The organism is Nocardia sp. NPDC006982, from assembly GCF_042869435.1.
Classification (GTDB): Bacteria; Actinomycetota; Actinomycetes; order Mycobacteriales; family Mycobacteriaceae; genus Nocardia.
Genome location: NZ_JBIAFV010000019.1, coordinates 56,475 through 82,746, shown reverse-complemented (window position 1 = coordinate 82,746; position 26,272 = coordinate 56,475). Strand labels below are relative to the sequence as shown.

Annotated in this window: 27 protein-coding genes; 15 read left to right on the top strand and 12 right to left on the bottom strand. The window is 67.2% G+C overall.

Features of this window, described 5'->3' with window-relative positions; all coding sequences use genetic code 11:
* Window positions 1-123 precede the first annotated feature (123 nt).
* From ACFYOW_RS42100 to ACFYOW_RS42090, 3 genes are read left to right on the top strand one after another with little or no spacing between them, the layout of a single operon-like run.
* Complete coding sequence (locus ACFYOW_RS42100; RefSeq protein WP_387296433.1) at window positions 124-924, top strand: ABC transporter ATP-binding protein; 801 nt, start codon at window positions 124-126, stop codon at window positions 922-924.
* A complete protein-coding gene (locus tag ACFYOW_RS42095) occupies window positions 921-1,658 on the top strand; it encodes an ABC transporter ATP-binding protein (RefSeq protein WP_387296431.1) in 738 nt (245 codons plus the stop codon). The genes ACFYOW_RS42100 and ACFYOW_RS42095 overlap by 4 nt, the downstream gene beginning before the upstream one ends.
* Window positions 1,655-3,676: an ABC transporter permease gene (locus ACFYOW_RS42090; protein ID WP_387296429.1), complete on the top strand. Its 2,022-nt coding sequence runs from the start codon at window positions 1,655-1,657 to the stop codon at window positions 3,674-3,676. Before ACFYOW_RS42095 ends, ACFYOW_RS42090 begins: the two co-directional genes overlap by 4 nt.
* Before the next feature lie 232 nt (window positions 3,677-3,908).
* Here the strand turns inward: ACFYOW_RS42090 and ACFYOW_RS42085 are convergent, their stop codons facing one another.
* From ACFYOW_RS42085 to ACFYOW_RS42070, 4 genes are read right to left on the bottom strand one after another with little or no spacing between them, the layout of a single operon-like run.
* Window positions 3,909-4,685 (bottom strand): SDR family NAD(P)-dependent oxidoreductase, encoded by a 777-nt coding sequence (locus tag ACFYOW_RS42085; RefSeq protein WP_387296427.1) that lies wholly within the window; start codon window positions 4,683-4,685, stop codon window positions 3,909-3,911.
* A 7-nt stretch (window positions 4,686-4,692) separates the two neighbouring features.
* A complete protein-coding gene (locus tag ACFYOW_RS42080; protein ID WP_387296425.1) occupies window positions 4,693-5,745 on the bottom strand; it encodes an ABC transporter substrate-binding protein in 1,053 nt (350 codons plus the stop codon).
* Between the two features lie 53 nt (window positions 5,746-5,798).
* Window positions 5,799-6,659, bottom strand: a complete 861-nt coding sequence (locus tag ACFYOW_RS42075; protein ID WP_387296423.1) for an ABC transporter permease — start codon at window positions 6,657-6,659, stop codon at window positions 5,799-5,801.
* The gene (locus ACFYOW_RS42070; RefSeq protein ID WP_387296421.1) at window positions 6,656-7,486 is read right to left on the bottom strand and encodes an ABC transporter ATP-binding protein; all 831 of its coding nucleotides are present in this window, start codon (window positions 7,484-7,486) and stop codon (window positions 6,656-6,658) included. Before ACFYOW_RS42070 ends, ACFYOW_RS42075 begins: the two co-directional genes overlap by 4 nt.
* Window positions 7,487-7,753: 267 nt before the next feature.
* Between ACFYOW_RS42070 and ACFYOW_RS42065 the strand changes: the two genes are divergently transcribed.
* From ACFYOW_RS42065 to ACFYOW_RS42035, 7 genes are all read left to right on the top strand, one after another.
* Complete coding sequence (locus tag ACFYOW_RS42065; RefSeq protein ID WP_387296419.1) at window positions 7,754-9,466, top strand: amidohydrolase family protein; 1,713 nt, start codon at window positions 7,754-7,756, stop codon at window positions 9,464-9,466.
* Between the two features lie 22 nt (window positions 9,467-9,488).
* Complete coding sequence (locus ACFYOW_RS42060) at window positions 9,489-10,619, top strand: amidohydrolase family protein (RefSeq protein WP_387296417.1); 1,131 nt, start codon at window positions 9,489-9,491, stop codon at window positions 10,617-10,619.
* A gap of 85 nt (window positions 10,620-10,704) precedes the next feature.
* Window positions 10,705-11,487, top strand: a complete 783-nt coding sequence (locus tag ACFYOW_RS42055) for a crotonase/enoyl-CoA hydratase family protein (protein ID WP_387296415.1) — start codon at window positions 10,705-10,707, stop codon at window positions 11,485-11,487.
* A 48-nt stretch (window positions 11,488-11,535) separates the two neighbouring features.
* Window positions 11,536-12,732, top strand: coding sequence for an acyl-CoA dehydrogenase family protein (locus tag ACFYOW_RS42050; RefSeq protein WP_387296413.1), 1,197 nt, complete (start codon window positions 11,536-11,538; stop codon window positions 12,730-12,732).
* A 30-nt stretch (window positions 12,733-12,762) separates the two neighbouring features.
* Window positions 12,763-13,971 carry an acetyl-CoA C-acetyltransferase gene (locus tag ACFYOW_RS42045; protein ID WP_387296411.1) on the top strand — a complete coding sequence of 403 codons (1,209 nt, stop codon included), beginning with the start codon at window positions 12,763-12,765 and terminating at the stop codon, window positions 13,969-13,971.
* Between the two features lie 36 nt (window positions 13,972-14,007).
* Complete coding sequence (gene fabG, locus ACFYOW_RS42040) at window positions 14,008-14,766, top strand: 3-oxoacyl-ACP reductase FabG (RefSeq protein WP_387296409.1); 759 nt, start codon at window positions 14,008-14,010, stop codon at window positions 14,764-14,766.
* Between the two features lie 50 nt (window positions 14,767-14,816).
* Entirely contained in the window at window positions 14,817-15,269 is a 453-nt protein-coding gene (locus ACFYOW_RS42035) for a MaoC family dehydratase (protein WP_387296580.1), read from the top strand.
* 291 nt (window positions 15,270-15,560) lie between these two features.
* Here the strand turns inward: ACFYOW_RS42035 and ACFYOW_RS42030 are convergent, their stop codons facing one another.
* The gene (locus ACFYOW_RS42030) at window positions 15,561-17,099 is read right to left on the bottom strand and encodes an acyl-CoA synthetase (protein ID WP_387296578.1); all 1,539 of its coding nucleotides are present in this window, start codon (window positions 17,097-17,099) and stop codon (window positions 15,561-15,563) included.
* Window positions 17,100-17,348: 249 nt separating this feature from the next.
* Here ACFYOW_RS42030 and ACFYOW_RS42025 point away from each other — a divergent pair, with 249 nt between their 5' ends.
* Window positions 17,349-18,020: a TetR/AcrR family transcriptional regulator gene (locus ACFYOW_RS42025; RefSeq protein ID WP_387296407.1), complete on the top strand. Its 672-nt coding sequence runs from the start codon at window positions 17,349-17,351 to the stop codon at window positions 18,018-18,020.
* An 8-nt stretch (window positions 18,021-18,028) separates the two neighbouring features.
* Here ACFYOW_RS42025 and ACFYOW_RS42020 read toward each other — a convergent pair whose 3' ends face one another.
* Both ACFYOW_RS42020 and ACFYOW_RS42015 read right to left on the bottom strand, forming a co-directional pair.
* The gene (locus tag ACFYOW_RS42020; protein WP_387296405.1) at window positions 18,029-18,817 is read right to left on the bottom strand and encodes a GntR family transcriptional regulator; all 789 of its coding nucleotides are present in this window, start codon (window positions 18,815-18,817) and stop codon (window positions 18,029-18,031) included.
* Window positions 18,818-18,888: 71 nt separating this feature from the next.
* A complete protein-coding gene (locus ACFYOW_RS42015) occupies window positions 18,889-19,707 on the bottom strand; it encodes an SDR family oxidoreductase (protein ID WP_387296403.1) in 819 nt (272 codons plus the stop codon).
* A gap of 93 nt (window positions 19,708-19,800) precedes the next feature.
* Between ACFYOW_RS42015 and ACFYOW_RS42010 the strand changes: the two genes are divergently transcribed.
* Window positions 19,801-20,403 (top strand): TetR family transcriptional regulator, encoded by a 603-nt coding sequence (locus ACFYOW_RS42010; RefSeq protein WP_387296401.1) that lies wholly within the window; start codon window positions 19,801-19,803, stop codon window positions 20,401-20,403.
* Between the two features lie 499 nt (window positions 20,404-20,902).
* Here the strand turns inward: ACFYOW_RS42010 and ACFYOW_RS42005 are convergent, their stop codons facing one another.
* From ACFYOW_RS42005 to ACFYOW_RS41985, 5 genes are all read right to left on the bottom strand, one after another.
* Complete coding sequence (locus tag ACFYOW_RS42005; RefSeq protein WP_387296399.1) at window positions 20,903-21,475, bottom strand: cytochrome P450; 573 nt, start codon at window positions 21,473-21,475, stop codon at window positions 20,903-20,905.
* Complete coding sequence (locus ACFYOW_RS42000) at window positions 21,438-21,647, bottom strand: hypothetical protein (protein WP_387296397.1); 210 nt, start codon at window positions 21,645-21,647, stop codon at window positions 21,438-21,440. Before ACFYOW_RS42000 ends, ACFYOW_RS42005 begins: the two co-directional genes overlap by 38 nt.
* A 69-nt stretch (window positions 21,648-21,716) precedes the next feature.
* Complete coding sequence (locus ACFYOW_RS41995; RefSeq protein ID WP_387296395.1) at window positions 21,717-22,994, bottom strand: NAD(P)/FAD-dependent oxidoreductase; 1,278 nt, start codon at window positions 22,992-22,994, stop codon at window positions 21,717-21,719.
* Window positions 22,991-23,311, bottom strand: coding sequence for a 2Fe-2S iron-sulfur cluster-binding protein (locus tag ACFYOW_RS41990; protein WP_387296393.1), 321 nt, complete (start codon window positions 23,309-23,311; stop codon window positions 22,991-22,993). The genes ACFYOW_RS41995 and ACFYOW_RS41990 overlap by 4 nt, the downstream gene beginning before the upstream one ends.
* A gap of 90 nt (window positions 23,312-23,401) precedes the next feature.
* Window positions 23,402-23,722, bottom strand: a complete 321-nt coding sequence (locus tag ACFYOW_RS41985) for a hypothetical protein (RefSeq protein ID WP_387296392.1) — start codon at window positions 23,720-23,722, stop codon at window positions 23,402-23,404.
* 337 nt (window positions 23,723-24,059) lie between these two features.
* On the opposite strand from ACFYOW_RS41985, the gene ACFYOW_RS41980 reads away from it, so the two are divergent.
* The 3 genes from ACFYOW_RS41980 (at window position 24,060) to ACFYOW_RS41970 (ending at window position 26,231) form a co-directional block, all read left to right on the top strand.
* Window positions 24,060-25,139, top strand: coding sequence for a helix-turn-helix domain-containing protein (locus ACFYOW_RS41980; protein WP_387296390.1), 1,080 nt, complete (start codon window positions 24,060-24,062; stop codon window positions 25,137-25,139).
* Window positions 25,140-25,461: 322 nt separating this feature from the next.
* On the top strand, window positions 25,462-25,929 hold the full coding sequence (locus tag ACFYOW_RS41975; RefSeq protein WP_387296388.1) for a hypothetical protein: 468 nt from the start codon (window positions 25,462-25,464) through the stop codon (window positions 25,927-25,929).
* Window positions 25,890-26,231 (top strand): hypothetical protein, encoded by a 342-nt coding sequence (locus ACFYOW_RS41970; RefSeq protein WP_387296386.1) that lies wholly within the window; start codon window positions 25,890-25,892, stop codon window positions 26,229-26,231. Before ACFYOW_RS41975 ends, ACFYOW_RS41970 begins: the two co-directional genes overlap by 40 nt.
* Window positions 26,232-26,272: the final 41 nt, after the last annotated feature.

Below are 26,272 nucleotides of genomic sequence, written 5' to 3'. Positions count from 1 at the left end.
AGATATTCTCCAGGCGACCGAGTGTTTGCTAACACAAACATTCGATGTGCAGTATTACCGACCAGCGGAGGACGCTGATGCCCTCTCATGTCTCCCGGAAATCCCACGACACCGGTATGTCGAATGAATAATCCTGTCTCGCAACCGATTTCCCAGGACGAGGCGCCACTCTCGGTCGAACACCTGACCGTTCGCTACGGCGCGGTCGTAGCGGTGAACGATGTGAGCCTGCGCGTCGAGGGCGGCGCGATCACCGGCCTCATCGGCCCCAACGGAGCGGGGAAGACGACGTTCATCGACGCCGTCTCCGGCTTCGTCCCGGCCGCCGGTCGAATTCGGCTGTCCGGCAACCCACTCGAACGCTACCGGCCACACCGGCGGCAACGATCGGGACTGTCGCGGACCTTTCAATCCCTCGAACTGTTCGATGATCTCACCGTCGAGCAGAACCTGCTGGCCAGCCGGTTCGCCTCGGGCTGGGATCTGGCCCGGGAAGTGGTGCTCGGCCGCCGCGCCCCGGTGCCGGCCCACATCGACACGCTGCTGGACCGCTTCGAACTGTCGGAGTTCCGGCACGACACAGTCGCGAATCTCTCCCAGGGCCACCGCAAGATCGTCACGATCGCCCGCGCCATGGCCGGGGATCCCACGGTCCTACTCCTCGACGAGCCCGCCGCCGGGCTGGATAGCACCGAAAGCCGTTGGCTGCGTGATCATCTGATCGCACTGGCGGAGACGGGAACCTCGATCCTGCTCGTGGAGCACGATATGGATCTCGTGCTCAGCGCGTGCCACCACCTCTACGTCCTGGACTTCGGCACGCTGATCGCCGAGGGCACCCCGGCCGAGATCAGCAGACATCCCGCGGTGCGGACGGCCTACCTCGGCGCACCGGCACCCGAGCCGGCGGAGGAAACCCTGTGACGGAGACATTGTTACGGTGCCGGCAGCTCTACGCCGGCTACGGCAAACAGGCCGTCGTCCGCGCGCTGGACCTGGAGGCCCGCGCCGGCGAGGTGCTCGCCCTGCTCGGGCCCAACGGCGCCGGCAAGACCACCACGCTCACCACGATCGCCGGCCTGCAAGCGCCGATCGGCGGTGCCGTCGAGATCCTCGGAGAACCGCTGTCGGCCCGGGCGCCACACCGGGTGGCGCGGCGCGGACTGTCCTTCGTGCCTGACGATCGCGCGCTGTTCGGCGCCCTGACCGTCCGGGAGAACATGCGCGTGGCCAGCCGCTCGGCCGGCGCGCTGGACCTCGCGCTCGAGTATTTCCCGGCGCTGGAGCCGCGGCTCGACGTGCGGGCCGGTGCGCTCTCCGGCGGCGAGCAGCAGATGCTGGCCATCGCCCGCGGCCTGGTATCACAGCCGCGCATCCTGATGATCGACGAGCTGAGTATGGGCCTGGCCCCGGCGGTCGCGGCCCGGGTGCTCCAGGCGGTCCGGCGGATCGCGACCGATATCGGCGCCGCTGTCATCCTCGTTGAACAGCATGTTCGACAGGCCCTGGAGATCGCCGACCGCGCGGTCGTCCTCGTCCACGGCGACGTCCGGATGGCCGAATCCGCCGCCGCGCTCCGCGCGGATCCCGAACTACTGGAGCAGGCGTACCTCGGCAGCACGGCCGAGCAGACTGATCCGCTGGGAGCAATCTCGTGACATACCTGACCTTTCTGCTGCTCGGCCTCGGCGCAGGTGCGATCTATGCCGCGCTGGGCATCAGCGTCGTGCAGACCTATCGCAGTTCCGGCGTCATCAATTTCGCCACCGGCGCGGTGGCCACCTACACCGCGTACGTGTACTCCTCGCTGCGCGCCGAGGGCGGATACTTCGTCCCGATTCCCGGTCTGCCGAAGCTGATTTCGCTCGGTTCCCCGATGGCGTTGTGGCCGGCGCTGACCATCGCACTGGTGACGGCCGCATTGCTGGGCCTCGGGATGTACTGGATCGTGTTCCGCTGGTTGCTGAATGCCCTGCCGCTCGCGAGAATCGTTGCGTCCCTTGGCGTGATGATCGTGCTCTCCGGCGCGATCGGCATCCGGTACGGAACCGCGGCCGTGCAGGTCGACGCGATCTTCCCCACCGGCGTGATCGGTGGCGGCAGCTTCATCCTGCCCAAGGACCGGCTGTATCTCGCGGGCACAGTGGTGCTGATCGCGGCCGCACTGTGGGCGATGACCCGATTCACCCGGTTCGGCCTGACCACCCGCGCCGCCGCCGACAATGAGAAGGGCGCGATGCTGGTCGGGATCTCCCCACACCGGATCGCCTCGCTCAACTGGGTGATCGGCGCGGTGATCACCGGCCTGGCCGGCATCCTGATCTCGCCGATCGTTCCGCTCACCCCCGGCGGCTACACGCTGTTCATCGTGCCGGCCCTCGCCGCGGCACTGGTCGGCAGGCTGTCCTCGGTCGGCCCGACGCTGCTGGCGGGTCTGCTGATCGGCGCGCTCCAGTCGGAGATCACGAAACTCCAGACCTTCTCGTGGTTCCCGTCCACCGGCCTCGGCGACGCGGTCCCGGTCGTGATCATCATCATCGTGTTGTTCCTGCGGGGCAGGAGCATTCCGCAGCGCGGACTCGTCTTCAACCCGTCGCTGCCGCGGTCCCCGCTGCCGCGGGCGGTCGTCCCCACGGCAGTCGGTGCACTCGTGATACTCACTGCGGCAAGCTATCTGCTGACCGCGCAGTACCGGGTCGGTCTCATGACCACGATGACGATGGCGATCATCGCGCTGTCCTGGGTCGTCATCGCCGGCTACATCGGGCAGATTTCGATCGCGCAGTTGTCGCTCGCAGGTGTCAGCGCCTTCACCCTGAGCACCGTCACCACCGGCTGGCACATCCCGTTCCCACTCTCGATCATCGTGGCGGCGCTCGCCGCGACCGTGGTCGGCGTCGTGATCGGCTTGCCCGCCTTGCGAATTCGTGGCGTCAACCTCGCGGTGGTGACACTCGGCGCCGGGGTGGCCCTGCAATCGGTGTGGTTCCTCAACAGCCGCTTCAACGGCGGGGTGAACGGCGCGCGGGTGGACAGCCCCCGGCTGTTCGGCCTCGATCTGGGCCTCGGATCCGGCGCGGCCTATCCCCGCGTCGAATTCTCCCTCGTGGTGACCGTCGTCCTGGTGCTGGTATCGCTGCTGGTGGCCTCGATCCGGCGCAGCCGGCTCGGCGGGCAGATGCTCGCCGTCCGGGTCAACGACCGGGCCGCGGCAGCGGGTGGGATCAATGTGCCGCGGCTCAAACTCGTCACCTTCGCCATCGCCTCGTTCATCGCCGGAATCGGCGGATCGCTGATGGCGTATCAGGCGGGCAGCGTCGCGGCGCCCTCGTTCGACGTCTTCATCGGGCTCAGCCTGTTCGCGGTCGTCTATCTGGCCGGTATCACGTCGATGACGGGCGCGATGATCGCCGGAATCTTCGCGCCGGGCGGCCTCTTCTACGTATTCCTGAGCCAATTCTTCGATCTCGGCGGCTATTTCCAGCTCATCACCGGCATCCTGCTGATCGACGCCGCGATCCGCCAGCCGGACGGTTTCTCGGGACGAATCCGGCAGCAGGTCACCGCCCTGGCCCGGAGGCTGCGGCCGGCGCGGCAACCGGAGGTCCCCAGCCATCCCGGGCCGATGTTCTCACCGCCGTTCCGCGACTCGGACGACGCACTGTCCCGCTCGTGAACCAGAACCAGTCCGACACCAGTAAGACCGGCGCCGCCGACACCGGCCTCACTCCCCGGCCTCATCGGGCCACGCTTCATGCTCGATGAGGCCGTCGAATTGCTCCTCCGGAATCGAGGAGTGGTCGCGAACTCGAACACGCAGGGCCGCGAGAGTTTCCGGCACAGACTGACTACAGCGAATCGATGTCGGCCGCCGGCCAAGCCCCGATCACCGCTTGGCCGGAGCAGCTTCAGCCCAACGTCAGTCCACGCACCGCACTACCACCGCCGTCCACCGGCAGGGTCACGCCGGTGATCGCACCGGCTTCGTCCGACGCCAGGAACAGAACGGCGTTGGCGACGTCCAGCGTCGTCGGCATCCGTGTCAGATGCATGGCCTGAAACCGTTCTCGGACAACCGGATCCAGGTCGCCGACCCGCTCCTTGCCGGTGATGAACCCGGGCGCCACGGCATTGCAGCGGACTCCGGCGCGTGAATAGTCCATCGCGACGGAACGGGTCAGCCCCTCCAGGGCCGCCTTGCTGGCCGAATAGGCGGCCAGGTCGGGTGTGCCGCGCAAGGCGGTCCGGGAGGTCACGTTCACGATCGATCCCTGGCCGGCCTGCGTCATGTGCGCGACGGCCTCCTGGCACAACCACATCGCCGCGGTGGCGTTGATCCGGAACATCTCGTCCCAGATGTCCTCGCCGACTGTGCCGACCGGGCCGTCGGCGCCGGTGCGCAGCGACACCGCGCAGTTGACCAGAATCGACAGCCCGCCCAGCTCGTTCACGCAGGTGGTGACGAGCCGGGAGCAGTCCTGCCGGACGGTGAGATCGGCGGGCACGAAAACCGCTGTGTGGCCTTCGTTTCGAAGTTCTTCGGCCAGCTTGCCACCGCGTTCGGCGGACCGGCCGGTCACCGCCACCGCCGCGCCCTCCCGCGCGAACAACCTGGCGATCTCGGCGCCCAGCCCTCCGCCGCTGCTGCCCGTCACCAGGGCGATCTCACCGCTGAGCCTGTTCATCGGTCTCCTACTTGTCGATGGTCAACACGTTGGGCAGCACGAGATCGGCCGGGACCAGCTTCGTCTTGGCATCGAGCTGGCCGGTCCTGGTCATGTAGTCGATCGTGGCCTGGACCTGTGCCGGCGTGAATCGCGCGCGTAGCAGCGCGGCGAATCTGGTCAGTGCGGCGTCCAGCTGCGAATCGTCAGGGATCCCCGACACCTGGACCGCGATCCGGTGCAGCTCGGGCAGATTGGCGGGGTCCTGGAAGTAGCGGCGGGTCTCGTCCATCGCGGCCTCCCAGCGGACCGCGAAGTCCGGGTGGGAATCGAGGTAGCGCTGCGAGGAGAGATTGCCGGACCAGGCCTGTTCGGTCAGCCACTGCGGTCCGTCGGCGGTCATGTCGAATACCTCGTGCCCGCCTGCCTTCGCCTGGAGGGACAGCGCGGTGCCGATGTCGGCGAAGACGGCGTCGACCTGACCGCTCTGCAGCGCCGCGATCTCCCCGCCGCCGTGTGCGACGTTGACGTTGGCGAAATCGGTCGGGGCGAGCCCGGCGTCGGTGAACAGCGCCTTGAGGATCACGTCGAACGCGGTGCCCGGCCCGGAGGCGGCGACGGTGGCGCCCTTCAGCGCGCGGATCGTGGCCTGCCAGTTGTCGGCGCCAGGCGATGCCTTCGGTGTGCCGGCTCGCTTACCGCCGACGACCAGCAGGTACGGCACGCCCGCGCTCTGCGCCGAGATCATCGGAAGGGAGGCGCCCTGCTGCTTCGCCTGGGCCGAGCCCGAGACGGTCTGCGCGGCCACGTCGACGGAACCGCTGCTCAGAGCAGAGATGACTGCGGCTCCGCCGCGCAGCGAGGTGATGAGGGTGGCGTTGATGCCGTACCGGGCGAAGATCCCGGTCTCCTTGGCCACGATCGGTGGCAAGCCTGGAATCGAGCCGGCGGTGGCGGACACGGTGACAGCGCCGCCGTCACGATTTCCGAAGGTGGCGCAGCCGGACACGGCGAGGCCGAGCGCGACGACGACGGCCAGCAACCGGCCGATCCGGTGGCTGTGCGCTGGGACGGGGCTCATCGAACGATGCCTTCTGAGATGGCGAAATGACGTCATGACGGGAATCCGCGGCCTCACGACCGGTCGGGCATCCAGCGCAGCAGCCTGCTCTCGATCAGGCGCAGCACTGCCGAGAACAACGCCGAGACGACGGCCAGGATCGCGAGCACGGCGAACAGGCCGTCCGGCTTCAGTAACTGGCTGTAGACGACCACGTCGAGCCCCAGTCCGCGCCGGGCCGCGATCATCTCGCTGCCAACGACACCGAGGATCGAGAACATCAGGGCCAGCCGCAGACCGGCGAACAACACCGGAACCGCCCCCGGCAGTACCACTTTGACGAAGACCTGCCGCGAGTTCGCGCCCAGTAGGGTCGCGACCGTCCGCAGCTCCGAGTCGACGCTCCGGACGCCGGCGAGCGTATTGAACAGGACGACGAAGAAGACGATCGAGACCGCGAGCACGACTTTGGCCAGATCGGTGATGCCGAACCACAGCAGGAACAGCGGCGCGAGCGCGATACGCGGCAGGCTCGCCAGCACGTTCATCACCGGGTCGAAGGTCCGCTCGAGGAATTCGTATCGACCGAAAAGCAGCCCGACCAGGATGCCGCTGCCGGCGCCGGCGACGAACCCCAGGGCCGCGGCGTAGATCGTGGATACCGCGTTGCCCGCGAGGTGGTCCCGCTGCGTCCACAGGAAGTTCGCCACACCGCTGGGCCGACCGTAGAAGAGATCCGCATTCGGTAGAACTCCTGCGCGGGACAACAACTCCCACAATCCGAGCAGGATCACGACGAGCGCGAGCTGGGCCACCCGGACGGCGACCGTATGGTTGCGCTTGCTGCGACGTGCCGATCGCACGGCGGCGTGCATGCGCTGTTCATGGGTCGACGACGGCCCGAAGGTCGCTGTCACCTTGATCGTGTCGGTCACGCGCGTCCTCCTTGCTGAGCGTCCAGCAGCCGGTCGTACAGCTCGCGGTTGAGGTCGGCGAACTCGGTGCTGAACCGCAGTTCATCCAGCCGACGCGGCCGCTCGAACGGGATCTCGATGTCGTGGGCGAGGTAGCCCTGGCCCATCACCAGCACCCGGTCGGCCAGCAGCGCGGCCTCGGTCAGATCGTGGGTGACGTAGACGACGGTCCGCGGCTGTTCTTCCCAGATGGTGCAGAACTCTTGCTGCAGAACGGCTTTCGTCTGAGCATCGAGTGCCGAGAACGGCTCGTCCATGAGCAGGAAGCCCGGCTCGGTGCACAGCAGGCGCGCGAGGTTGCCGCGCTGGCGCATGCCGTGCGACAACTGCCGCGGGAATTTGTTCTCGCTGCCGGCCAGGCCGACCAGATCGATGTAGCGCTGCGCGCGGTCCCGCCGCTGCGACTTCGGCACGCCGCGGACCTCCACCCCGAACTCGACGTTGCGCCGGAGCGTGCGCCACGGCAGCAGGGTGTCCCGGGCCCACATGTAGCCGAGTCGGTTCGACGGCAGACCCAGCGGCTCACCGCCGATGCGCACCTCGACGCTGCCCTCGCTCGGCCGGATCAGCCCGGCGACCATGTTGAGCGCGGTCGTCTTCCCGCATCCGCTGCCGCCGACGATCGCGACGAACTGCCGCTCGGGTACCCGGAAGGTCAGATCCTCGACCACGAGCCTGGCCTCCTTGTCGGAGACGAACCAGTGGGAGACGTGATCGAAAACCAGGCCGTCCGCACCAGGCGGGTCGGTGGCGATCCGCGACCGCGAAACGGGCACTTCGGTGTGCATTGCGTCAACTCCGAGCTCGACGTGCGGGGCACCGCGAAGGAGGACGGGCCTGTCGCACGGCGATCCGGGAAGCAGCACCCCACCGTCATTGTTTGCAAATATGATTGCTTGTTCGCCATAACATAACAGCGGCGAACGTGACCGTCAACACTGCGGCAGCCTTATAGAGGCCGACTACCAGCAAGAGCTTGACAGCCCGTAGACGAGTGACCATTCTATTCGATATAGCAAACTGCCGTTCGCATAATGATAGTTCGAGGAGGTCCGATGGCGTACGATCTGAAGATTCGTGGCGGCACAATCGTTGATGGAACCGGTCGGCCGCGCTTCACCGGCGACATCGGCGTCAAGGACGGCAAGATCGTTGCCGTCGGCACGGCTCCGGAGCCGGCCGAGCAGGAGATCGACGCCACCGGCAAGATCGTCTGCCCCGGATTCATCGACATCCACACGCACTACGACGTGCAGATCCTGTGGGATCGGATGCTGACGTTCTCGCCCAATCACGGCGTGACGACGGTGGTCATGGGCAACTGCGGATTCGGCATCGCGCCCTGTCGCACCAAGGACCGGGAGTTCATGCTCCGGACGCTGCAGGATGTCGAGGGCATGTCGTTCCGCTCGACCATGGCCGGGCTCGGCGACGACTGGGGTTACGAGACCTACCCGGAGTACCTGGACCTGCTCGACCAACGTGGTGTGGCGATCAACGTCGCCACCATGATCGGTCACACCGGTGTGCGGGTGTGGGTCATGGGTGAAGAGGCCGCCGACCGCCAGCCCACCCACGAGGAGCTGGCCGAGATGCACCGCATCGTCGAGGAGGCGTTCGACGCCGGCGCCGCCGGTTTCTCCACCTCCAACAGCCCGGCCCACACCGGCCACGGTGGCAAGCCGGTCCCGAGCCGGGTGACCAGCATGGAGGAGCTCATCTCCTTCGGCAAGCTGATCGAGAAGCGCGGGCACGGCTCCTACCAGCTCACGTGGGGACCCGAGGTCACCCCGGACAACGTGCTGCACATCCTGGAGCACGCCAACGTGCCGATCACCGACCCGGGCATCGCGTCCCGCGGCGGCCAGGAGGATGCCCGCATCGCGGCGGTCGAGGAGGCTTGGGCCCGCGGCTTCAAGTGGTACCCGCAGGTTTCCGCGCTGCCCAACACCTTCGAGGTCGGCCTGGCCCGGCCGTTCATGTTCGTCCTGGACCAGCCGGCCGGCGTCATGAACTGCAAGCCGATGCACGAGCTGTTCGACCCGATCAGCGATCTGGAAACTCCGGAGGAGCGGCTGGTCGCGTACCGGAAGCCGGGCTTCCGTGAGGCGTTCATCGCGCACACCGAGCGCGAGGACTGGAAGGCCAACTACTGGCCGTGGCTGCTGGTCGGCAACGCGCCTGGCCACTCCGAGTGGGAGGGCCGCCGGGTCCTCGACGTCGCCGCCGAATTAGGCCTTCCCCCCGGTGAATTCGTCTGGGACCAGTCGATCGCCACCGAGCTCGAGTTCGCGCTGCTGGCGCTGTCCGGCAACCGAGTGCCCGAGGGCCACCTGAGACTGCTCGAGCACCCGAATCTGCGGATCGGCCTGGCCGATTCCGGGGCGCACAACGGTGAGATCTGCGACTACCGCTACCCCACCTACTTCCTGTCGCACTGGGTCCGCGACCGCGGCTTCGCACTCGAGGAGGCCATCAAGAAGATGACCACCGACGAGGCGGAGTGCTACGGCATCGTCGACCGCGGCTCGCTGACCGAGGGCCTGGCCGCCGACATCGTGGTCTTCGACCCCGACACCGTGCGCTCCGGCCGGATGCATCAGGTCCACGACCTGCCCGCGGGTGCGCGCCGGCTGCGCAGCGACTCCGAGGGCATCGACTACGTCATCGTCAACGGCACCATCCTGCGGGACGCGAAGGGCGATGTCCTCGATCCCGAAGGCCCGCTGCCCGGCAAGGTCCTGCGCGAGTTCGCGCGGCACTCCTGATCCGGAAGAGGAGGAAAACGCTATGCCACTGAGCCCCAACACGAAACCCATCTCCGTCGACGATCACCTGGTCGAGCACCCGCGGCTATGGCTGGACCGGCTGCCCCAGAAGTGGCACGAGATGGCCCCGCACGTCGTCGAGGTCGAGGGCGGCGAGCAGTGGTGCTTCGAAGGCATCGTCAACGGCATGACCGGGCTGTCCGCGGTGGTCGGCACGGATCTGAAGGAACGCGGCCTGGATCCGGGCCGGTTCTCCGACATGCGCCGGGGCTGTTGGGATTCCGCGGCGCGGCTCGCCGACATGGACACCGACGGCGTGTGGGCACAGCTGTGCTTCCCGAACTACTCCGGCTTCGCCGGCGGCCGGTTCTACCGGGCCAAGGACAAGGAACTCGCGCTGCTGTGCGTGCAGGCCTACAACGACTACGTCATCGAGGAGTGGTGTGCCGCAGCGCCGGATCGCTACATCCCGCTGATGATCCTGCCGCTGTGGGACGTCGAACTGTCGGCGGCGGAGATCGATCGGTGTGCCCCGAAAGGGTTCCGCTCCATCGCATTTCCCGACAACCCCGCGATCCTGGGTGAGTCGTCGTTCCAGAGCGGCGACTGGGATCCGGTGTTCGCGCGAGCAGCCGAAGCGCAGATGCCACTGTCCATGCATTTCGGCGGATCCGGTCTGGTGCCGCCGATCTCGAAGGACGCTCCCCTCGCGGTGCAGACCACGGTCATGGGCGCGACCCTGTTCGGATCGATGACCGAACTGCTGCTGTCGCCGGTGCTGCACAACCACCCGGGCCTGAAGGTGTGCTACTCGGAAGGCCAGATCGGCTGGCTCCCTTACGCATTGCAGCGCATCGACCAAGTCTGGGTCGACTACCGGCACTTCAAGATCCAGCCGACGATCAACGCCGACGTGCGGCCCTCGGACCTGTTCCGCAAGCACGTCTTCGGCTGCTTCATCGACGACCAGGTGGGTATCGATCTGCGGCACGAGATCGGGGTCGAGAACATCCTGTGGGAGTCGGACTACCCGCACGCCGACTCGCTGTGGCCCAACAGTCGGGTCAAGCTGGAGAAGATGCTCTCCGACGTGCCCGAGGACGAGGCCCACAAGATCGCCGAGACCAACGCGCGGGCCCTGTTCCGCATGTGATCACCGCGCACCCCCCGACCGCCGGTTCCCGACCGGCGCCGGGGGGTGCCGTATGACCGGGCCGTCCCGAAAGCTGAGGATTCACATGAACATTCGCGCGGATATCGACGCGGACGTGATCACCGAGTACGCCGAGGGCGTCGCGGTGATCACGATCAACCGGCCGCACGCGCGCAACGCCGTCACCGCAGAGGTCGCCGCGGCGATCGCGGACGCGGTGGACACCCTGGAGCAGCGGGACGACCTCTCGGTCGGCATTCTCACCGGCGCCGGCGGGGTGTTCTGCGCGGGAATGGATCTCAAGGCCTTCGCGCGCGGTGAGTCGCCGAGCATCCCTGGCCGCGGCTTCGGCGGGCTGACCGAATCACCGCCGACGAAACCTCTGATCACCGCGATCGAGGGCTGGGCCCTGGCCGGTGGTTGCGAGCTCGCGCTCAGCGCGGACATCATCGTTGCGGCCCGGACCGCGCGGTTCGGACTGCCCGAGGTCAAGCGCGGCCTGGTCGCCGCGGCCGGCGGGTTGCTGCGGCTGCCCAAGGCTCTGCCGTATCCGGTGGCGATGCGGCTCGCGCTCACCGGCGATCCCCTCGACGCTGTCGAGGCCGAGCGCTTCGGCCTGGTCTCCGTGCTGACCGACGAAGGCGCGGCACTGAAGACCGCACGCGAACTCGCCGCGACGATCGCCGCGAACGGGCCGCTGGCGGTCCGCGCGACCAAGCGGATCGTCAGCGAGGCCGCCGCGTGGACCGACCTCGCAGCCTTCGAAACGCAGCGCGCCATCGCCGGTCCGGTCATGAAATCCGCCGACGCCCGGGAAGGCGCAGTGGCCTTCGCCGAGAAGCGGGCACCCGTCTGGCGAGGCGTGTGAGCGTGCCTGGACACCACCGAACCGACAACGCTCTCGAACGGAGTACCCATGGCTCGCCTCGCTGAGACGCACGGATTGACCGAGATCCAATCGGAGATCCTCGCCACCGTCCGCGCCTACGTGGACAAGGAGATCATTCCGAACGCTCAGGAGCTGGAGCATTCGGACACCTACCCCACGGCCATCGTCGAGGCCATGAAGGAGATGGGCCTGTTCGGCCTGACCATCCCGGACGAGTATGGGGGTCTCGGCGAATCGCTGCTGACCTACGCCCTGGTCGTCGAACAGATCGCGCGCGGCTGGATGAGCGTCTCCGGTGTGATCAACACCCACTTCATCGTCGCGCACATGATCAAGCGCCACGGCACGCCGGAGCAGAAGCGGTACTACCTGCCGAAGATGGCGACCGGCGAGATCCGTGGCTCGTTCTCGATGTCGGAGCCGGATCTCGGTTCCGATGTCGCCGCCATCAAGACCCGCGCGCGGGCCGACGGCAGCGAGTACGTGATCGACGGCGCCAAGATGTGGCTGACCAACGGCGCGACCTCGAATCTGACCGCGGTGCTGGTCAAGACCGATCTCGGCGCGGCGAAGGCGCACGAGAACCTCACGACCTTCCTGGTGGAGAAGCCCACCGGTTTCGGGGAAGTTCTTCCCGGACTGACCATTCCGCGCAAAATCGACAAGATGGGGTATAAGGGCGTGGACACCACCGAGGCGGTGTTCGACGGCTTCCGCACCTCATCGGACGCCATTCTCGGCGGCACGCCCGGACGCGGCTTCGGGCACATGATGGACGGCATCGAGGTGGGCCGGGTCAACGTCGCGGCCCGCGCCTGCGGCATCGCGATCCGGGCCTTCGAACTCGCCGCCGACTACTCCCAGCGGCGCCGGACCTTCGGCAAGCCCATCGCCGAGCACCAGGCGATCGCCTTCAAGCTGGCCGATATGGCCACCAAGGTCGAAGCGGCCCACCTGCTGATGGTCAACGCCGCCCGGCTCAAGGATTCCGGCGAGCGCAACGATGTGGCGGCGGGCATGGCCAAACTGCTCGCGTCCGAATACTGCGCGGAGGTCACCCAGGAGTCGTTCCGCATCCACGGTGGCTTCGGCTACTCGAAGGAAGCGGAGATCGAGCGCCTTATGCGGGAGGCTCCGTTTCTCCTGATCGGCGAGGGCACCAGCGAGATCCAGAAGACGATCATCAGCCGCGGGCTGCTGCGCGAATACCAGACTCGCGGCTGAGGTCGCGACCGTTCGATCAGGAGGAATTCAGTGCGAGAGGCCGTCATCTGCGAGCCGCTGCGGACACCCGTCGGCGGCTTCGGCGGAGCGCTGCGCGATGTACCGGCACATACCTTGGCGGCGACCGTGATTCGCGCGCTGCTGGACCGGACGGGCATCCCACCGGAAACGATCGACGACGTCTTGCTCGGGAACTGCTATCCGAGCATGGATGCGCCGGCGATCGGGCGGGTCGCGGCGTTGGACGCGGGCCTGCCGGTGACTGTGACCGGCCTGCAGATCGATCGCCGCTGCGGATCGGGTCTGCAGGCCGTGCTCTACGCGGCGATGCAGGTACAGCTCGGTACGTCGGAGGTCGTCCTGGCCGGTGGCGCCGAGTCCATGAGCAACGCGCCCTTCTACTCCACCTCGGTGCGCTGGGGTGTCCGGGGCCAGGCCGCCGCGTTCGACGATGCGCTGGCCCGCGGCCGGGTGACGGCGGGCGGCGTCAATCATCCGGTCCCCGGCGGCATGCTGGAGACGGCCGAGAATCTGCGCCGCGAATACGGCATCTCCCGGCAGGAGCAGGACGAACTCGCCCTGCACAGCCATCAGCGGGCCGCCGCCGCGGCCGCGGCCGGACTGTTCGACGACGAGATCGTGCCAGTAACCGTCCCCGGCCGCAAGGGTGACGTCGTCGTCAACCGCGACGAGCACATCCGTCCCGATTCGTCGCCGGAGAAACTGGCGAAGCTGCGGCCGGTGCTGCTCGGCGCGGATCCGGAGGCCACCGTGACCGCTGGCAACGCCAGTGGGCAGAACGACGGTGCCGCGATCTGCGTGGTCACCCACCCCGACAAGGCCGGCGAGCTCGGGCTGCGGCCGATCGCCCGGCTGGTGTCGTGGGCGACCGGCGGCGTGCCACCGGAGACCATGGGCATCGGCCCGGTACCCGCCGTCACCGGCGCGCTCGGCCGGGCCGGGCTGGCGCTGAAGGACATCGACCTCATCGAACTGAACGAAGCGTTCGCGGCGCAGGTCCTCGCCTGCACCCGCGAGTGGGGTTTCACACCGACGGACTTCGACCGGCTCAACGTCAACGGTTCCGGCATCTCGCTGGGGCATCCGGTCGGCGCCACCGGTGGCCGCATTCTCGCCACTCTCACCCGGGAGATGGCCCGCCGCGACGCGCGCTACGGCCTGGAGACGATGTGCATCGGCGGTGGGCAGGGCCTGGCCGCGATTTTCGAAAAAGCCTGACCGACTTTCCCTTTCACACAACAAGGAGTACCAGAAATGACCACCTCCGCACGTGTCGCCATTGTGACGGGCGCTGCACGGGGCATCGGCGCCGCGACCGCCGAGCGTCTGGCCGCCGACGGATTCGCCGTCGCCGTCCTGGACCTGACCGAGGAATCGGCGAAGACCACCGTCGAGACCATCGAAGCCGCCGGCGGCCGCGCGCTCGCCGTCGGCGCCGACGTCTCGAACCCGGACCAGGTCGCCGCGGCGGTCGCCCGGATCGCCGACGAGTTGGGCGCCCCGACCACCCTGGTCAACAACGCGGGCATCACCCGTGACAACCTGCTGTTCAAGATGTCCGCGGACGAGTGGGACATGGTCCTGAACGTGCACCTGCGCGGCTCCTTCCTGATGACCAAGGAAGTCCAGCAGCACATGGTCGCGGCGAAATACGGCCGCATCGTGAACATTTCGAGCACCTCCGCGCTCGGCAACCGCGGCCAGGCCAACTACTCCACTGCCAAGGCCGGTCTGCAGGGCTTCACCAAGACCGTCGCCATCGAGCTGGGTCGCTACGGCGTGACCGTGAACTCCGTCGCGCCGGGCTTCATCGTCAGCGACATGACCCGCGCGACCGCCGAGCGGATCGGCGAGGACTGGGAGACCTATCTGGCCGCGCGCGCGAAGGCGATCCCGGTCGCCCGCGCGGGTCAGCCGCAGGACATCGCGCACACGGTGTCCTTCCTCGTCAGCGAGGGCGCCGGATTCGTCTCCGGACAGGTGATCTACGTGGCCGGCGGCCCGAAGGCATGACCGATCCCGTCGCCACGAAACCCGAAGCGGCCGAGACGAATACACGCCCGATGATCGTCTCCGGCGTCGAGGGCCTGCACGCCCTGGTCGGCGTGCCCGTCGGCCCCACCGATTGGGAGACGATCACCCAGGAGCAGGTGAACAAGTTCGCCGACGCCACCGGCGACCACCAGTGGATCCATGTCGACGTCGAACGGGCCACCCGAGAGAGCGCCTACGGCGGGCCCATCGCCCACGGCTATTTGACGCTGTCGCTGATCCCGCGGCTCATGGCGCGGCTCATGACCATCCAAGGGTTCACCATGGGCGTGAACTACGGGTGCGAGAAGGTCCGTTTCCCGGCGCCGGTGCCAGTCGGCAGCCGGTTGCGCGCCCGCGCGGTCGTCGACGAGGTGAGCGATGTCGCCGGCGGCGTCCAGATGCGGCTGACGATCACGATCGAGATCGAGAACTCCACGAAACCGGCGTGTGTCGCCGTGGTGCTGCTACGCCGCTACCTCTGAGCAGCGGGCAGGCGGAACCCGAAACCGCCGCGCCGCGAGGGACTTCGAGCCGTCCGCCAGGGCCGGAGATCCCACCCCGTCGTCCCGTCCAGTGTACGAGCCTCGGCCGTACCTGGGCGGGACGACTGCGTTCTATCCACGATCAATGACCGCTATCGCCATTGTCGATAGGTTGGTGGTTGATCTCAGGCGGTCTGTTGCCGAATTTCCAGGGAATCGCCGAGGTGGACGATCGGCGATCCGCTCCGTCGACCGGCAGACGCGAGTTCCCCTCGAACAGCGCTGATTCCTCTAGCAATACTGCTGTCGCAGTTGCGACTTGCGCAATTTGCCCGTCTCGGTCCTGGGCAGGCTGTCGACGAAACGGACGCTGCGGGGTGCTTTGTAGCGGGCCAGCCGGTTGCGGACGAAGGCGATGATCTCCTCCTCCAACTGCGGGCCGGGCAGCGCCCCGTCCGCCGGTTGCACGAAGGCGGCGACGGATTCGCCCATGACTTCGTCGGGCAGCCCGATGACCGCGACATCGAAGACCGCGGGGTGCAGTGCGAGCGCGTTCTCGACTTCCTGCGGATAGATGTTCACCCCACCGGAAATTATCATGAACGACTTGCGGTCGGTGAGGTAGAGGAATCCGTCATCGTCCACGTACCCCACGTCACCGACGGTCGTCCACGCGGGTCGGATCGGATGCCTTGCGGCAGCCGTCTTTTCGGGATCGTTGTGGTAGACGACCCGATAATCCGGACGGTCACCGTAAACAGTGCCGATGTGCCCGACCGGCAGCTCCGTTCCTTCGTCGTCACAGATATGTACGGCTCCCAGGACCGGGCGGCCGACTGTGCCCGGATGCTCGAGCCAGGTGGGGCTGTCCACCAGCGTGAAGCAGTTTCCCTCGGTGCTGGAGTAGTACTCCCAGACTATGGGCCCCCACCACTCGATCATGCGCTGCTTGACCTCTCCCGGGCAGGGCGCGGCAGCATGGATGGCGTAACGCAGCGAGGACAGGTCGTGAGCGAACCGGATCTCCTCGGGCAGCCGCAACATCCGCACCAGCATCGTCGGCACGAATTGCGCATGGGTGACCCGTAATTCGTCGATCGCGCGCAATGCGCGTTCGGCGTCGAAGCGCCGCATCACCGCGACCGTGCCTCCCAGTGCCTGGACCGCCCCCGACCAGCGCAACGGGGCGGCATGATAGAGCGGCGCCGGCGAGAGGTAGACGGTGTCGCGGCCGCCGAGGTATCGGCCGGCCAGCCGGACGATGGAGTCGCCGTGCGGGTCACCGACCCGGCAGCGGGGCAGCTCAGGTCGCACCCCCTTCGGGAAACCTGTTGTGCCGGAAGAGTAGAGCATCGTCGCCCCGTGCGGCTGGTCCTCCGGCGGGACCGCCGACGACGCGGCGAGACGGTCCTCGTAACTGTCGTGACCCACGATGGCGCCGTCGTAGGCCAGCCGGATCCGGACTCCTGGAGTGGTGTCGACGACGGCCGCCGCCGTCCCGGCGATCTCGGGTGTCGCACCCGACGCCACGATGGCAGTCGCACCCGAGTCGTTGACGATGTAGGCGCATTCGCGCGGGGTGAGCGAGGAATTCACCGCGGTCAGGTAGAGGCCGGAACGCATTGCGGCCCAATAGACTTCGAAAATGTGGAGATTGTTCTCGGAGAGCAGGGCCACGACATCCCCACGCCGGAGCCCCGCCGCGCGCAGGGCAGCGGCCAACCGCACCGACCGGTCCTCCAACTCGCCGTACGTGAGCACCTGTCCGCTCTCCACCATCACGGCCGCGGCCCGATCGGGCGTCTCGGCCGCGTACGTCGCGGGATACAGCATTTCTCGTCCTTCGCTCGCGATCCACGAATGGTTGGACAACGATACTTCACGTTCACCGAATGGAATCCTGGATTCAGGAATCCTATCTTCTCGTCTTTTGCTAAATCGAATGATCGTTCACCTATCCAAATTCGCGATGTAGCATTGGGGAAGCGCGCCAGACGCCACGACTCCCCGGGGCCGCTGGCACGTCCGGAACGCGACTACAGTCGTCTCCTACCGGCAATGTTGCATCGGAGGTGCCAGATGGTTCGACAGGCGAACCTTCGACTCGTCCCGACTCAGGAGCCCGGCTCCGAGTCGGCGCACGATGCGGTCGTTACCGCAGCCTGGTCGAGGTTCCTGGCGAACGGTTACGCCCAGACCACGCTCGCCGATATCGCCCGCGACGCCCGCATCTCACCCGACCGCCTCCATGCCGAATTCCGGAACAAGCGCCAGATCCTGGTCGCGGTCCGTGCGGCCTGGTTGCGCGAAGCGGGATTCGAACAATGGCTGGACCAGGCCCTGAGCGAATCGGACGCGGTACGCCGGCTCGACCTGCTCGCCCATTGGACGCGCCGTCATCACGAGGCCGGCGGCGAGCTCTCGATCATGATCGATGAGGCCGCCCGCACCGATCCCGCGGTAGCCCAGATGTGGAATGCCCTGCAACTGGCTCTGGACGATCGGGCGACGACGCTGATCAGCGGCATCGCGGATCAGCTGGCGCCGTGGGTCACTGTGCGCTCGGCGGTTGATGTCATGTCCGCGCTCGCCCGGGCCGCGACCTATCGCCAGCTCGTACACCGCCAGCACTGGAGCTCGCAGCGCTACGAGCGGTGGCTGGCCATGGGCCTGCGTCAGCAACTGCTGGACGACCGTACCGCCCGTCCGGCGGACCGGAATCCGATGAACAGCGTTCCCGACGTCGGCTGATCGGGACGTCAGCCGATCGCCCGGCGCTCCGACTTCGCCCGATCGTCGTCCACGAGAATCTGCAACAGCTCGACGGTCGCCGCGATGTGCCGCTCGGCCGCCCGCTCCGCGGCCGCCGAATCGCGCTGGGCGATCGCGACGAGGATCTCGCGATGTTGCCGACGGTCCGCCTCGATCACCCTGCGCACTACGTCCGAGCGATCGTCACCGCCGCGCTGCAGATACCTGGTCAGCTGTATCTGCGTCGACACCCGGACCAGCGACTCGAATTCGTGCAACCGGGAATTGCCCGACTCCGCCCCCACCGAGAGGTGGAAATCGGCATGTGCCACGCCGTATTCCGCCAAGTCGGGGCCGCCGGTCCGGTCGGCGGCCGCCGCCATGCGGTCCATCGACAGCTCCAGGCGCCGGGACGCGGCCTCCGACAGCCCCTGCCGCGCGGCGAGCCGGGCCGCCAGACCGTCGATGACCTCGCGCACCTGATAGGTCTCGATCAGCTTTTCCGGATCGACGTCGACGACCTCGACGGTCTTGTTGCCGTTGGAGATTCGCAACAGGCCGTCCTGTTCGAGCAGCCGAAAGGCCTCCCGCAGCGGAGTACGGCTGACGCCCAGCCGCTCGGCGAGCTGAATCTGCAACAGCTGCTGACCCGGGCGCAACTCACCCTGCAGGATGAGCCGACGGAGAACCTCGGCGATCTCGTCCGCCAACCGGGTCGGAGCCCGGGAAAGCAAGCCCGAAGAGAACGTTTCCCGCGCCGACTCGACCACGTACGACTCCTTCACCAGCCCGGACACCTGGATTCAGGATACCAGTGCGCAGCCCGAAGCCGGCCCTGCCCTGGGCAGCACAAACCAGGGCGGGACCCTTACTTCCCCTCCGCCAGCCGGGACAGCGGAGCCCATTCCGACCAGGTCCGCAGGCGCTGATCGTAGATCTGCGGCACGATGAGGGTGGGCATTTCACCGAAAAAGACTCGCAGCGGCGGATTTTCGCTGTCCACCAGGTCCAGGATCGCCGGGCCGAAACCGACCGGCTTCGGCAGGGTCGTGCCGGCCTGTTGCTGCGCCATCGCGGCGCGGATCGCATCGTAGGCCGGATTCGGCTCGGCGAAGGTGGCCGAGGCGCCGGACCAGTCGGTGTCGAAACCGCCCGGTTCGACCAGCGTGACCTTGACGCCGAACCCCGCGGCCTCCTGTGCGAGCGATTCACTCAAACCCTCCAGCGCCCACTTGGACGCATGGTAGCCACCCAGGTATGGGAAGGCCGCGACGCCGCCGATCGTCGAGATCTGGACGATGTGACCACTACCTTGCTCCCGCAAGATCGGCAGCACCGCCTGGGTGACGTGGAGGACGCCGAACAAATTGGTCTCCAACTGATCCCGCAACTGCTGTTCAGTGATCTCTTCCACGGCACCGAACAGGCCGTAGCCGGCATTGTTGACCACAACGTCGATCCGGCCGAACCGCTCCTTCGTCGCCGCCACGGCTTCGAAGACCGCAGCGCGATCCGTGACGTCCAGCGTCAGGGGGAATACCGAATCCTCGTAGCGGCGAGCCAGATCGGCCAGGGCCGCGAGATTCCGCGCTGTCGCGGCGACCTTGTCGCCCCGCTCCAGTGCGGCCTCCGCGAACTCGCGGCCGAATCCCTTCGACGTGCCGGTGATGAACCAGACCTTTGTCATGTCCTACTCCTTCGCATCCGAACGTTTCCACGCCACTATAGGACGAAACTGGCACTCGGTGGCAATTGCACCACCGACTGGTAGGGTTGCGGGATGCCCCCGTCCGATTCCGTTCCCGTTCGCGAGCGCGCGCGCCGCGCCATCCGCGCGGAAGTGACGGTGCTCGCGCAGGGGTTGTTCGCCGCCAACGGCTACGACCGGACCACCGTCGACGACATCGCCGCGGCGGCCGGGATGCACCGTCGGACGTTCTTCCGGTACTTCACCTCCAAAGAGGACCTCGTACTGGCCAAGTACGAGGTCCTCGGCGACCGGCTGACCGAAGCGTTCACCGCGCGACCGCCGGAAGAGCCGCTGTGGCAGGCGCTTCGGCGTTCCTTCGATCTCGTGGCCGGCTACTACGACGACGAGACGAAGCGGTCCGGGGCCCTCGCGATGGAGCGCACGATCCGCGACAATCCGGCGCTGACCGCCGGCGAGCTGGAACGGATCTCGCGGATCCAGCGGCAACTCACCGAGGCGGTCCGCCTCCGTAGCGGACGTGCGGACCCGCTCGATCCGGAGCCGGAGGCCGTGGTCGGTGCGGCCCTGAGCTGCCTGATCGCCGCGAAAGCCGCCTGGGCTCAGCCGAATCAGCGGCGCCGCTTCGCCGATCTGCTCGACAGCGCCATGGCCGCGCTCGAGCCGCGTTCCTGATCGCCCCGCTGGTCTGCGCCGCTCCGAGCGCGACGTTCTGGACGGGTTCCCGAATCGACCGCGCCACCTCGAAATCGGTCTCGCGGATGTAGCGGAAGCTGGAATCGACTCCTCGGCCAGTTGCGAAACGCCCTTCAGCGCATCGAATTCCGCGGCGAGGCCGATGACAGGCCTCGGCCCGTTGCGATACGTCGCGACGAACGCGGTCGCCATTCCTGCCGCACCCCTGTGCACCTCGAATCCGCCGGCCCCGCAACCGCTGCTGCAACAGCGCTGGACTCTCATGTTCTCGAAGTCGGCTTCTGCGAGAGCCCAGATCGCTTCAGCAATCCGGACGACCGTGTCGGCCTCAGCGGCGACCGCCGCGTGGATACGGTCCCGGCCGTCCAGACCCGATTCGCACGACCGGCCCGCTGTCCATCAGGACTCATGATGACTCCTGACTGCCGTTCGTGGATGGGACGACCGGCAGCGCAACAACGATCGGTTCCGGGGCCGGTTAGGCGCGCGTGACCGGGAGTTCGTTGAGTTGGTTGATGAAGTTGGACCAGCCACGCTTCGGGGCACCGTTGAGCCGCAACCGGAGTCCGGAGGCCCGCAGTTCCTCCCACAGGATCCGCACCTCGAGCTTGGCCAGGTTGGACCCGATGCACCGATGCACACCACTACCGAAGGCCAGCGTCTCGGTCTCGGTGCGCCACGGGTCGAAACGGTCCGGCTCGGCGAACACCGCCGGATCCCGATTGGCCGCAACGTAATACATCACCAGCACATCGCCCTCACGCAACTGCTGACCGTGGAACTCGACATCCCGGACGGCGGTCCGTGCCATCTGCATCGGCGGGCTGATCATCCGGACGAACTCGTCCACGGCCCGATCGACCACACCCTCGTCCACCGCACGATCGGTAGCCGCCTGGACCTCAGGATCGGTCAGATACATGCACATCGACTGCCCGATCGCGGTATGCGTCGTCTCGTAACCGGCACCCATCATCAACGTCATCCAGTTCAGGAACTCCGACTGGGTGATCTCACCGCGCTCGACACAACCGTTCAGCACCCATGTCATCCGCCGGATTCTCCCGCTTGATCTGCTGAATCTCCGTCGCATACGCCCGCATCTGTCCGAGCACGCCCTGCAGGTTGGCGACCGCGCCCTCACCCTGCGCGAGGTTGTCGGTCGCTGAGTGGCCGCGAACAGTGCCGTGGTCCATATGGTGTTCATCGAGCGGGATATCCACCGCACCTATTCCCGCGCCACACCGGCGATGGCGATCACCTTGTCCTGCAGACGCTTTGTCCTACTTCGCCTATCCAGCCAGCGCCTCGGACCCGCAGTCCTTCAGCGCGATGTCGGGGTCCGCCGCACGCGCCGGATCGATCGGGCGCCCGGCGGCGATCAGCCGCTTCGCGGTCGCGAAATCGGCGGGATGGTTGATCACGTCGGCCGCGACGACGACATCCTCGCGCAGGTACAGCACCGTGAGCCGCCGGCCCGCGGCCGGGTCGCGGCGGACGACGATCCGGTCGCAATCCTCGGCCAAGCCCGCGACCTTGAGTTTGAGGTCGAACTGATCCGACCAGAACCACGGCAGCGCGTCGAGCGCACGCGGTTTTCCCGTGATCGCGGCCGCCACACAGCGGGCATGCTCGGAGGCATTGGGTACCGATTCGAGCCGACGGCTGCCGCCGGACCGCATATCGGCGAACCGGGCCACATCGCCGACCGCGAAGATATCGGGGTCGGAGGTGCGGAGAAACTCGTCGACGACGATGCCGTTGTCGACCTCCAGCCCCGCGGCCTCGGCCAGTTCCGTGCGGGGCGCGATCCCGACGCCGAGCAGGATGAAATCGGTCTCCACCACCGTGCCGTCAGCGAGTTCGACCGCCGTGGCTTCGCCGGACGTGCCGGTCACGAAGCGCTCGATGCGCGCCTCCAGCAGGATCCGTACCCCCTCCTCCCGGTGCACCCGCTGGAAGAATTCGGATACGACCGGCGAGGTGACCCGCGCGAGCACCCGCGGGGCCACCTCCAGCACAGTCACCGCGACCCCCAACTGCGTTGCGGAAGCGGCGAATTCGAGACCGATATAGCCCGCCCCGAGGACCACTGCACGAGCCCCCGGCACGCAATGCTCGCGGAGCGCGGTCGCATCCGCCAGGGTCCGCAGGGTGTGCACATTGGGCGCGGAAGTCAGGTCGGGGCGGTCCAGCCGGCGCGGCCGACCGCCGGTCGCGAGTACCAGCCGGTCGTAGCCGACACGATCACCGTCCGACAGCAGCACTTCGTGCGCGCGGACGTCGAGCGAGACGGCCGTGACGCCGGTCCGCACCTCGATGCGCTCCCGGTCGTAGATCTCACCGCCTCGCAGCAGCAGATCCTCCGCGGTCGACGCACCCTTCAGATACGCCTTCGACAACGGCGGGCGATAGTACGGCAGCGACGGCTCCTCGCCGATCATCACGATCGGGCCCCGGAAGCCGTCCAGGCGCAGCGCGGTGGCCGTATCGGCGCCGGCCTGGCCGGTACCGATCACGACGACAGTCTCCGAGATCCCCGAATCCTCCAGCACAGCAGGCTCTTTCACTGTTCTTCCGGAAGGTGGACGATCACGCCGCTGGTCTCGGCGGTGCACACCAGCTGACAGGCCAGCCGGCTGAACTTGGTCGGCTCCGCCGCGGTCGCCTCGAGCATGTCAGCCTCGTAGGCGGTGACGGCCGGGAACCGATCGAACCACTCCTCGTCCACGAAGACATGGCAAGTGGCGCACGACATCTCCCCGCCGCACTCCCCGATGATGCCGGGCACCAGATTGCCGACGGCGGCATGCATCACATCGCTGCCCTCCACCGCCTCGACGCTCCGGCGCTCGCCTGTCGGGGACACGTAGACGATTTCTGGCACTGACAACTCCTGATCACCCGGGCCACGGGACAGACTCTGGTCCGGCCCTAGCCGTCGACAACGATCGAGTTGCACATGCCTCGACCAATTTTACATCCTACATCCTGTATACAGGATTTCATGAGGGCTCCGTACACTGCGGCTCGCCGACTCCCACTCGGCCGTCGCCACCCGCTCAGCGGTGGGCGCAGCACCGGAGCCGACCGGCACCAGCAGGGGCGCCGGTGCGCAGGTCACATCCTCCAGATGCCGGGCACACTCGAAGGCGCGCTTCACCCCTTCGTAGACCCGGACGGCCACCCGGATCAGCGTCGCCCCCTCGAAGGGATCCAGCACACCCAGATCCGACCAGCCGGCGGGGCCGGACTGCGACTCACCGCGGGATCCGCGTTCAACACCGTCGAATGCCACTGTCGCTCCTTGACTTTCGAGGACCTCGATAAATCCGCGCAGTGCCGCACCACGATAGGTACGGATCCCGGCATTCGGACGGCAGCGCCGCAGACGCATCCTGCACGCGCCAAAAAAACTACATGCTGGATACAGGTGTGCCAAAGGCCACATCGTCCTAGACTGCATTCGCCCGGTAGATCCGCGCAATCAACTCGTCGGCGCCCGCCACCCGGTCAGCGCAGCATCCAACCGCTCGCCCGTCGGCCGCTCCGATGCGGAGTATCCATCCGACGGTGATCAGGTGGATTCGATTGCCCGGAATTCACATTAGATTCGGGCGGAGAAGTGGAGTGCGATGCGAATCAACGTACCGGGCGAACCGAGCCTGCTCCAGGTGGTCGAGTTTTTCGATGAATTGCTGGTACGGGGCAGCGACCTCGACACGGTACTCGACAGCGCCGCACGATTCGCCGAATGCTCGGTGGGATACCGATCGGCGGACAAAACCATCGATATCGCCGCACATTCGGGTGAGCCTGTCACCGGGAGCCCGGATCTGGGCGGCGCCTCGATGCGGCGGCTGCCGTCCGGTGACGAGATATGGCTCGCGCGACGGGACGGTACGACCCCGCTTGACGAGGTGATTCTCAAGCGGCTGGCGGCCACCTGCGTGGCGGCGCTGCGCCACCGCTACCGGGAGCTGCTGCGGCTCGGCGATCCGGCGCTGGTCGAGTTGGTGGTCAGTGAGGCCGCGGGTGAGGCCGAGCGCGCGCGGGCCCTCAAGCTGCTCGGCTACAGTCCGTCGGCTCGGCTGCGGACGGTGGCGATCGGCGGCAGCGCGGAGGGTGCGCAGACGATCGCCGCGCGACTGGGTGGCCCGTCCGCCGGAGTCCGGCTCGCCTCGCTGGATCGCATCCACATTCTGACGACCACTCTCGAGGTACCGAACGATCTGGCCGTTCCGATCGGGAGCCACGTCGCCGTCGGCCCCGAGGTACTCGGGATCGACGCGCCGCTGTCGTGGCGGGAGGCCCGGAGCATTCTCCGGTTCACGCTTCCGAGCACCCACGACGCGCCGCCCTATCGGCTGGGCGAGGCGGCCATCACGGATGCCCGCCGGGTCGGATGTTTCGTTCTGCTGGCGCATCATCTGACGCCGGAAGCGATTTCGACGGCGGTCGAGGTGTCGGCTCTGGACGTGCTGACCGCGGAGCCCGGCGGCGCGGATATGTTGCGCACTCTCGAAATGGTGGCCGCGACCGAGTCGCTGCGGAAAGCCGCGGTGATGCTGCACAAGCATCACAACTCCGTCGGCCATCGGGTCGCTCGCGCGGAACGGCAGCTCGGTTTCGAGATCAGCGCGCCCTACGGACGCGTGCGGCTGATGCTGGCCCTCGTGCTGCGTCGGCTCCGCGACTCGCGGACGCCCCAGTGACCCCGCACCGATTGGCGCGCCGATTGCCCTGAATTCTCGCCAGCTGCCCAGTGACCCAGGTCATAAGAAATTGCATCCTGGAAAACGAGCCAGGCCCGATCCACGGCCCGGACTCGGAAAGCAGGAATGAGAACTTCATGGCTCTCGACGAGGCGACACTGTCGTTCCTCATGGAGATGGCCGCGAGTGGCGGCATACCCGTGTTCCAGCGGACCCCCAATTTCAGTGTCCCCGGCATGGAATCGGCCATTGGAGCCCGCCGAGCAGGAGCGGGTGAAGGCCGACTACCCGGCCTTGTCGGCCGAGGCCTGGATGAGTTCTGGTGGCATCGCCACGTTCCGACACGATGGTGAGCCTCGAGCCCAACGCGGTCTCCGCGGACTACGTCCGGGCCAGGATCCGGGAGATCGTGTCCGACCGAGAAACCGCGGAACTGCTCTGCCCGAACGATCACCCCATCGGCGCCAAGCGCACCCGTGGCGACACCGATTACTACGCCACCTACAACCGGCCGAGCGTGGACCCTGTCGATGTCTGCGCCGACCCGATCCACCGATTCACGCCGCACGGATTGCGGGCCGGCGAACAGGAATACGAGCTCGACGCGGTCGTCCTCGCCACCGGTGACGACGCGATGACCAGCCCGCTGAACGGATCGATATCAGGGACGCGGCGGGAAATTCGCTGCGCGAGAACTGGCAGGCCGGTCCCCGGACCTACCTCGGCCTCGCCGTCGCGGGCTTCCCGAACATGTTCACCATCACCGGACCTGGCAGTCCGTCGGTCCTGAGCAAGGTGGTCGTCTCGATCGAGCAGCATGTCGATTGGATCGACGGTCATCTGAATTATCTGCCCGACCAAGGTTTCCGCCGAACCGAGGCGGCGCCAGACGCGCAGGACGGCTGGGTCGATCACGTCAACGAGGTCGCGGCAGCCACGCTGTACCCGGCCACCGCCTCCTGGTACATGGGCGCCAACATCCCCGGCAAACCCCGAGTGCTCATGCCCTACACGGGCGGAGTCGGCGCCTACCGCACGATCTGCGACGACGTGGCGGCAAACGACTACCACGCATTCCTGTTCCGGTCCTGAACCGACGACACACTCGGGTGAACCGAGTTTCCAACCAGCAG

Excerpts from the sequence above, each read along its gene's own strand:
- ACFYOW_RS42100 (WP_387296433.1), top strand. The coding sequence starts at position 124 with ATGAATAATCCTGTCTCGCAACCGATTTCCCAGGACGAGGCGCCACTC.
- ACFYOW_RS42085 (WP_387296427.1), bottom strand. The coding sequence starts at position 4,685 with ATGAACAGGCTCAGCGGTGAGATCGCCCTGGTGACGGGCAGCAGCGGC.
- ACFYOW_RS42080 (WP_387296425.1), bottom strand. The coding sequence starts at position 5,745 with ATGAGCCCCGTCCCAGCGCACAGCCACCGGATCGGCCGGTTGCTGGCC.
- ACFYOW_RS42070 (WP_387296421.1), bottom strand. The coding sequence starts at position 7,486 with ATGCACACCGAAGTGCCCGTTTCGCGGTCGCGGATCGCCACCGACCCG.
- ACFYOW_RS42065 (WP_387296419.1), top strand. The coding sequence starts at position 7,754 with ATGGCGTACGATCTGAAGATTCGTGGCGGCACAATCGTTGATGGAACC.
- ACFYOW_RS42060 (WP_387296417.1), top strand. The coding sequence starts at position 9,489 with ATGCCACTGAGCCCCAACACGAAACCCATCTCCGTCGACGATCACCTG.
- ACFYOW_RS42055 (WP_387296415.1), top strand. The coding sequence starts at position 10,705 with ATGAACATTCGCGCGGATATCGACGCGGACGTGATCACCGAGTACGCC.
- ACFYOW_RS42050 (WP_387296413.1), top strand. The coding sequence starts at position 11,536 with ATGGCTCGCCTCGCTGAGACGCACGGATTGACCGAGATCCAATCGGAG.
- fabG (WP_387296409.1), top strand. The coding sequence starts at position 14,008 with ATGACCACCTCCGCACGTGTCGCCATTGTGACGGGCGCTGCACGGGGC.
- ACFYOW_RS42035 (WP_387296580.1), top strand. The coding sequence starts at position 14,817 with ATGATCGTCTCCGGCGTCGAGGGCCTGCACGCCCTGGTCGGCGTGCCC.
- ACFYOW_RS42025 (WP_387296407.1), top strand. The coding sequence starts at position 17,349 with ATGGTTCGACAGGCGAACCTTCGACTCGTCCCGACTCAGGAGCCCGGC.
- ACFYOW_RS42015 (WP_387296403.1), bottom strand. The coding sequence starts at position 19,707 with ATGACAAAGGTCTGGTTCATCACCGGCACGTCGAAGGGATTCGGCCGC.
- ACFYOW_RS42010 (WP_387296401.1), top strand. The coding sequence starts at position 19,801 with ATGCCCCCGTCCGATTCCGTTCCCGTTCGCGAGCGCGCGCGCCGCGCC.
- ACFYOW_RS42005 (WP_387296399.1), bottom strand. The coding sequence starts at position 21,475 with ATGACATGGGTGCTGAACGGTTGTGTCGAGCGCGGTGAGATCACCCAG.
- ACFYOW_RS41980 (WP_387296390.1), top strand. The coding sequence starts at position 24,060 with ATGCGAATCAACGTACCGGGCGAACCGAGCCTGCTCCAGGTGGTCGAG.
- ACFYOW_RS41970 (WP_387296386.1), top strand. The coding sequence starts at position 25,890 with ATGTTCACCATCACCGGACCTGGCAGTCCGTCGGTCCTGAGCAAGGTG.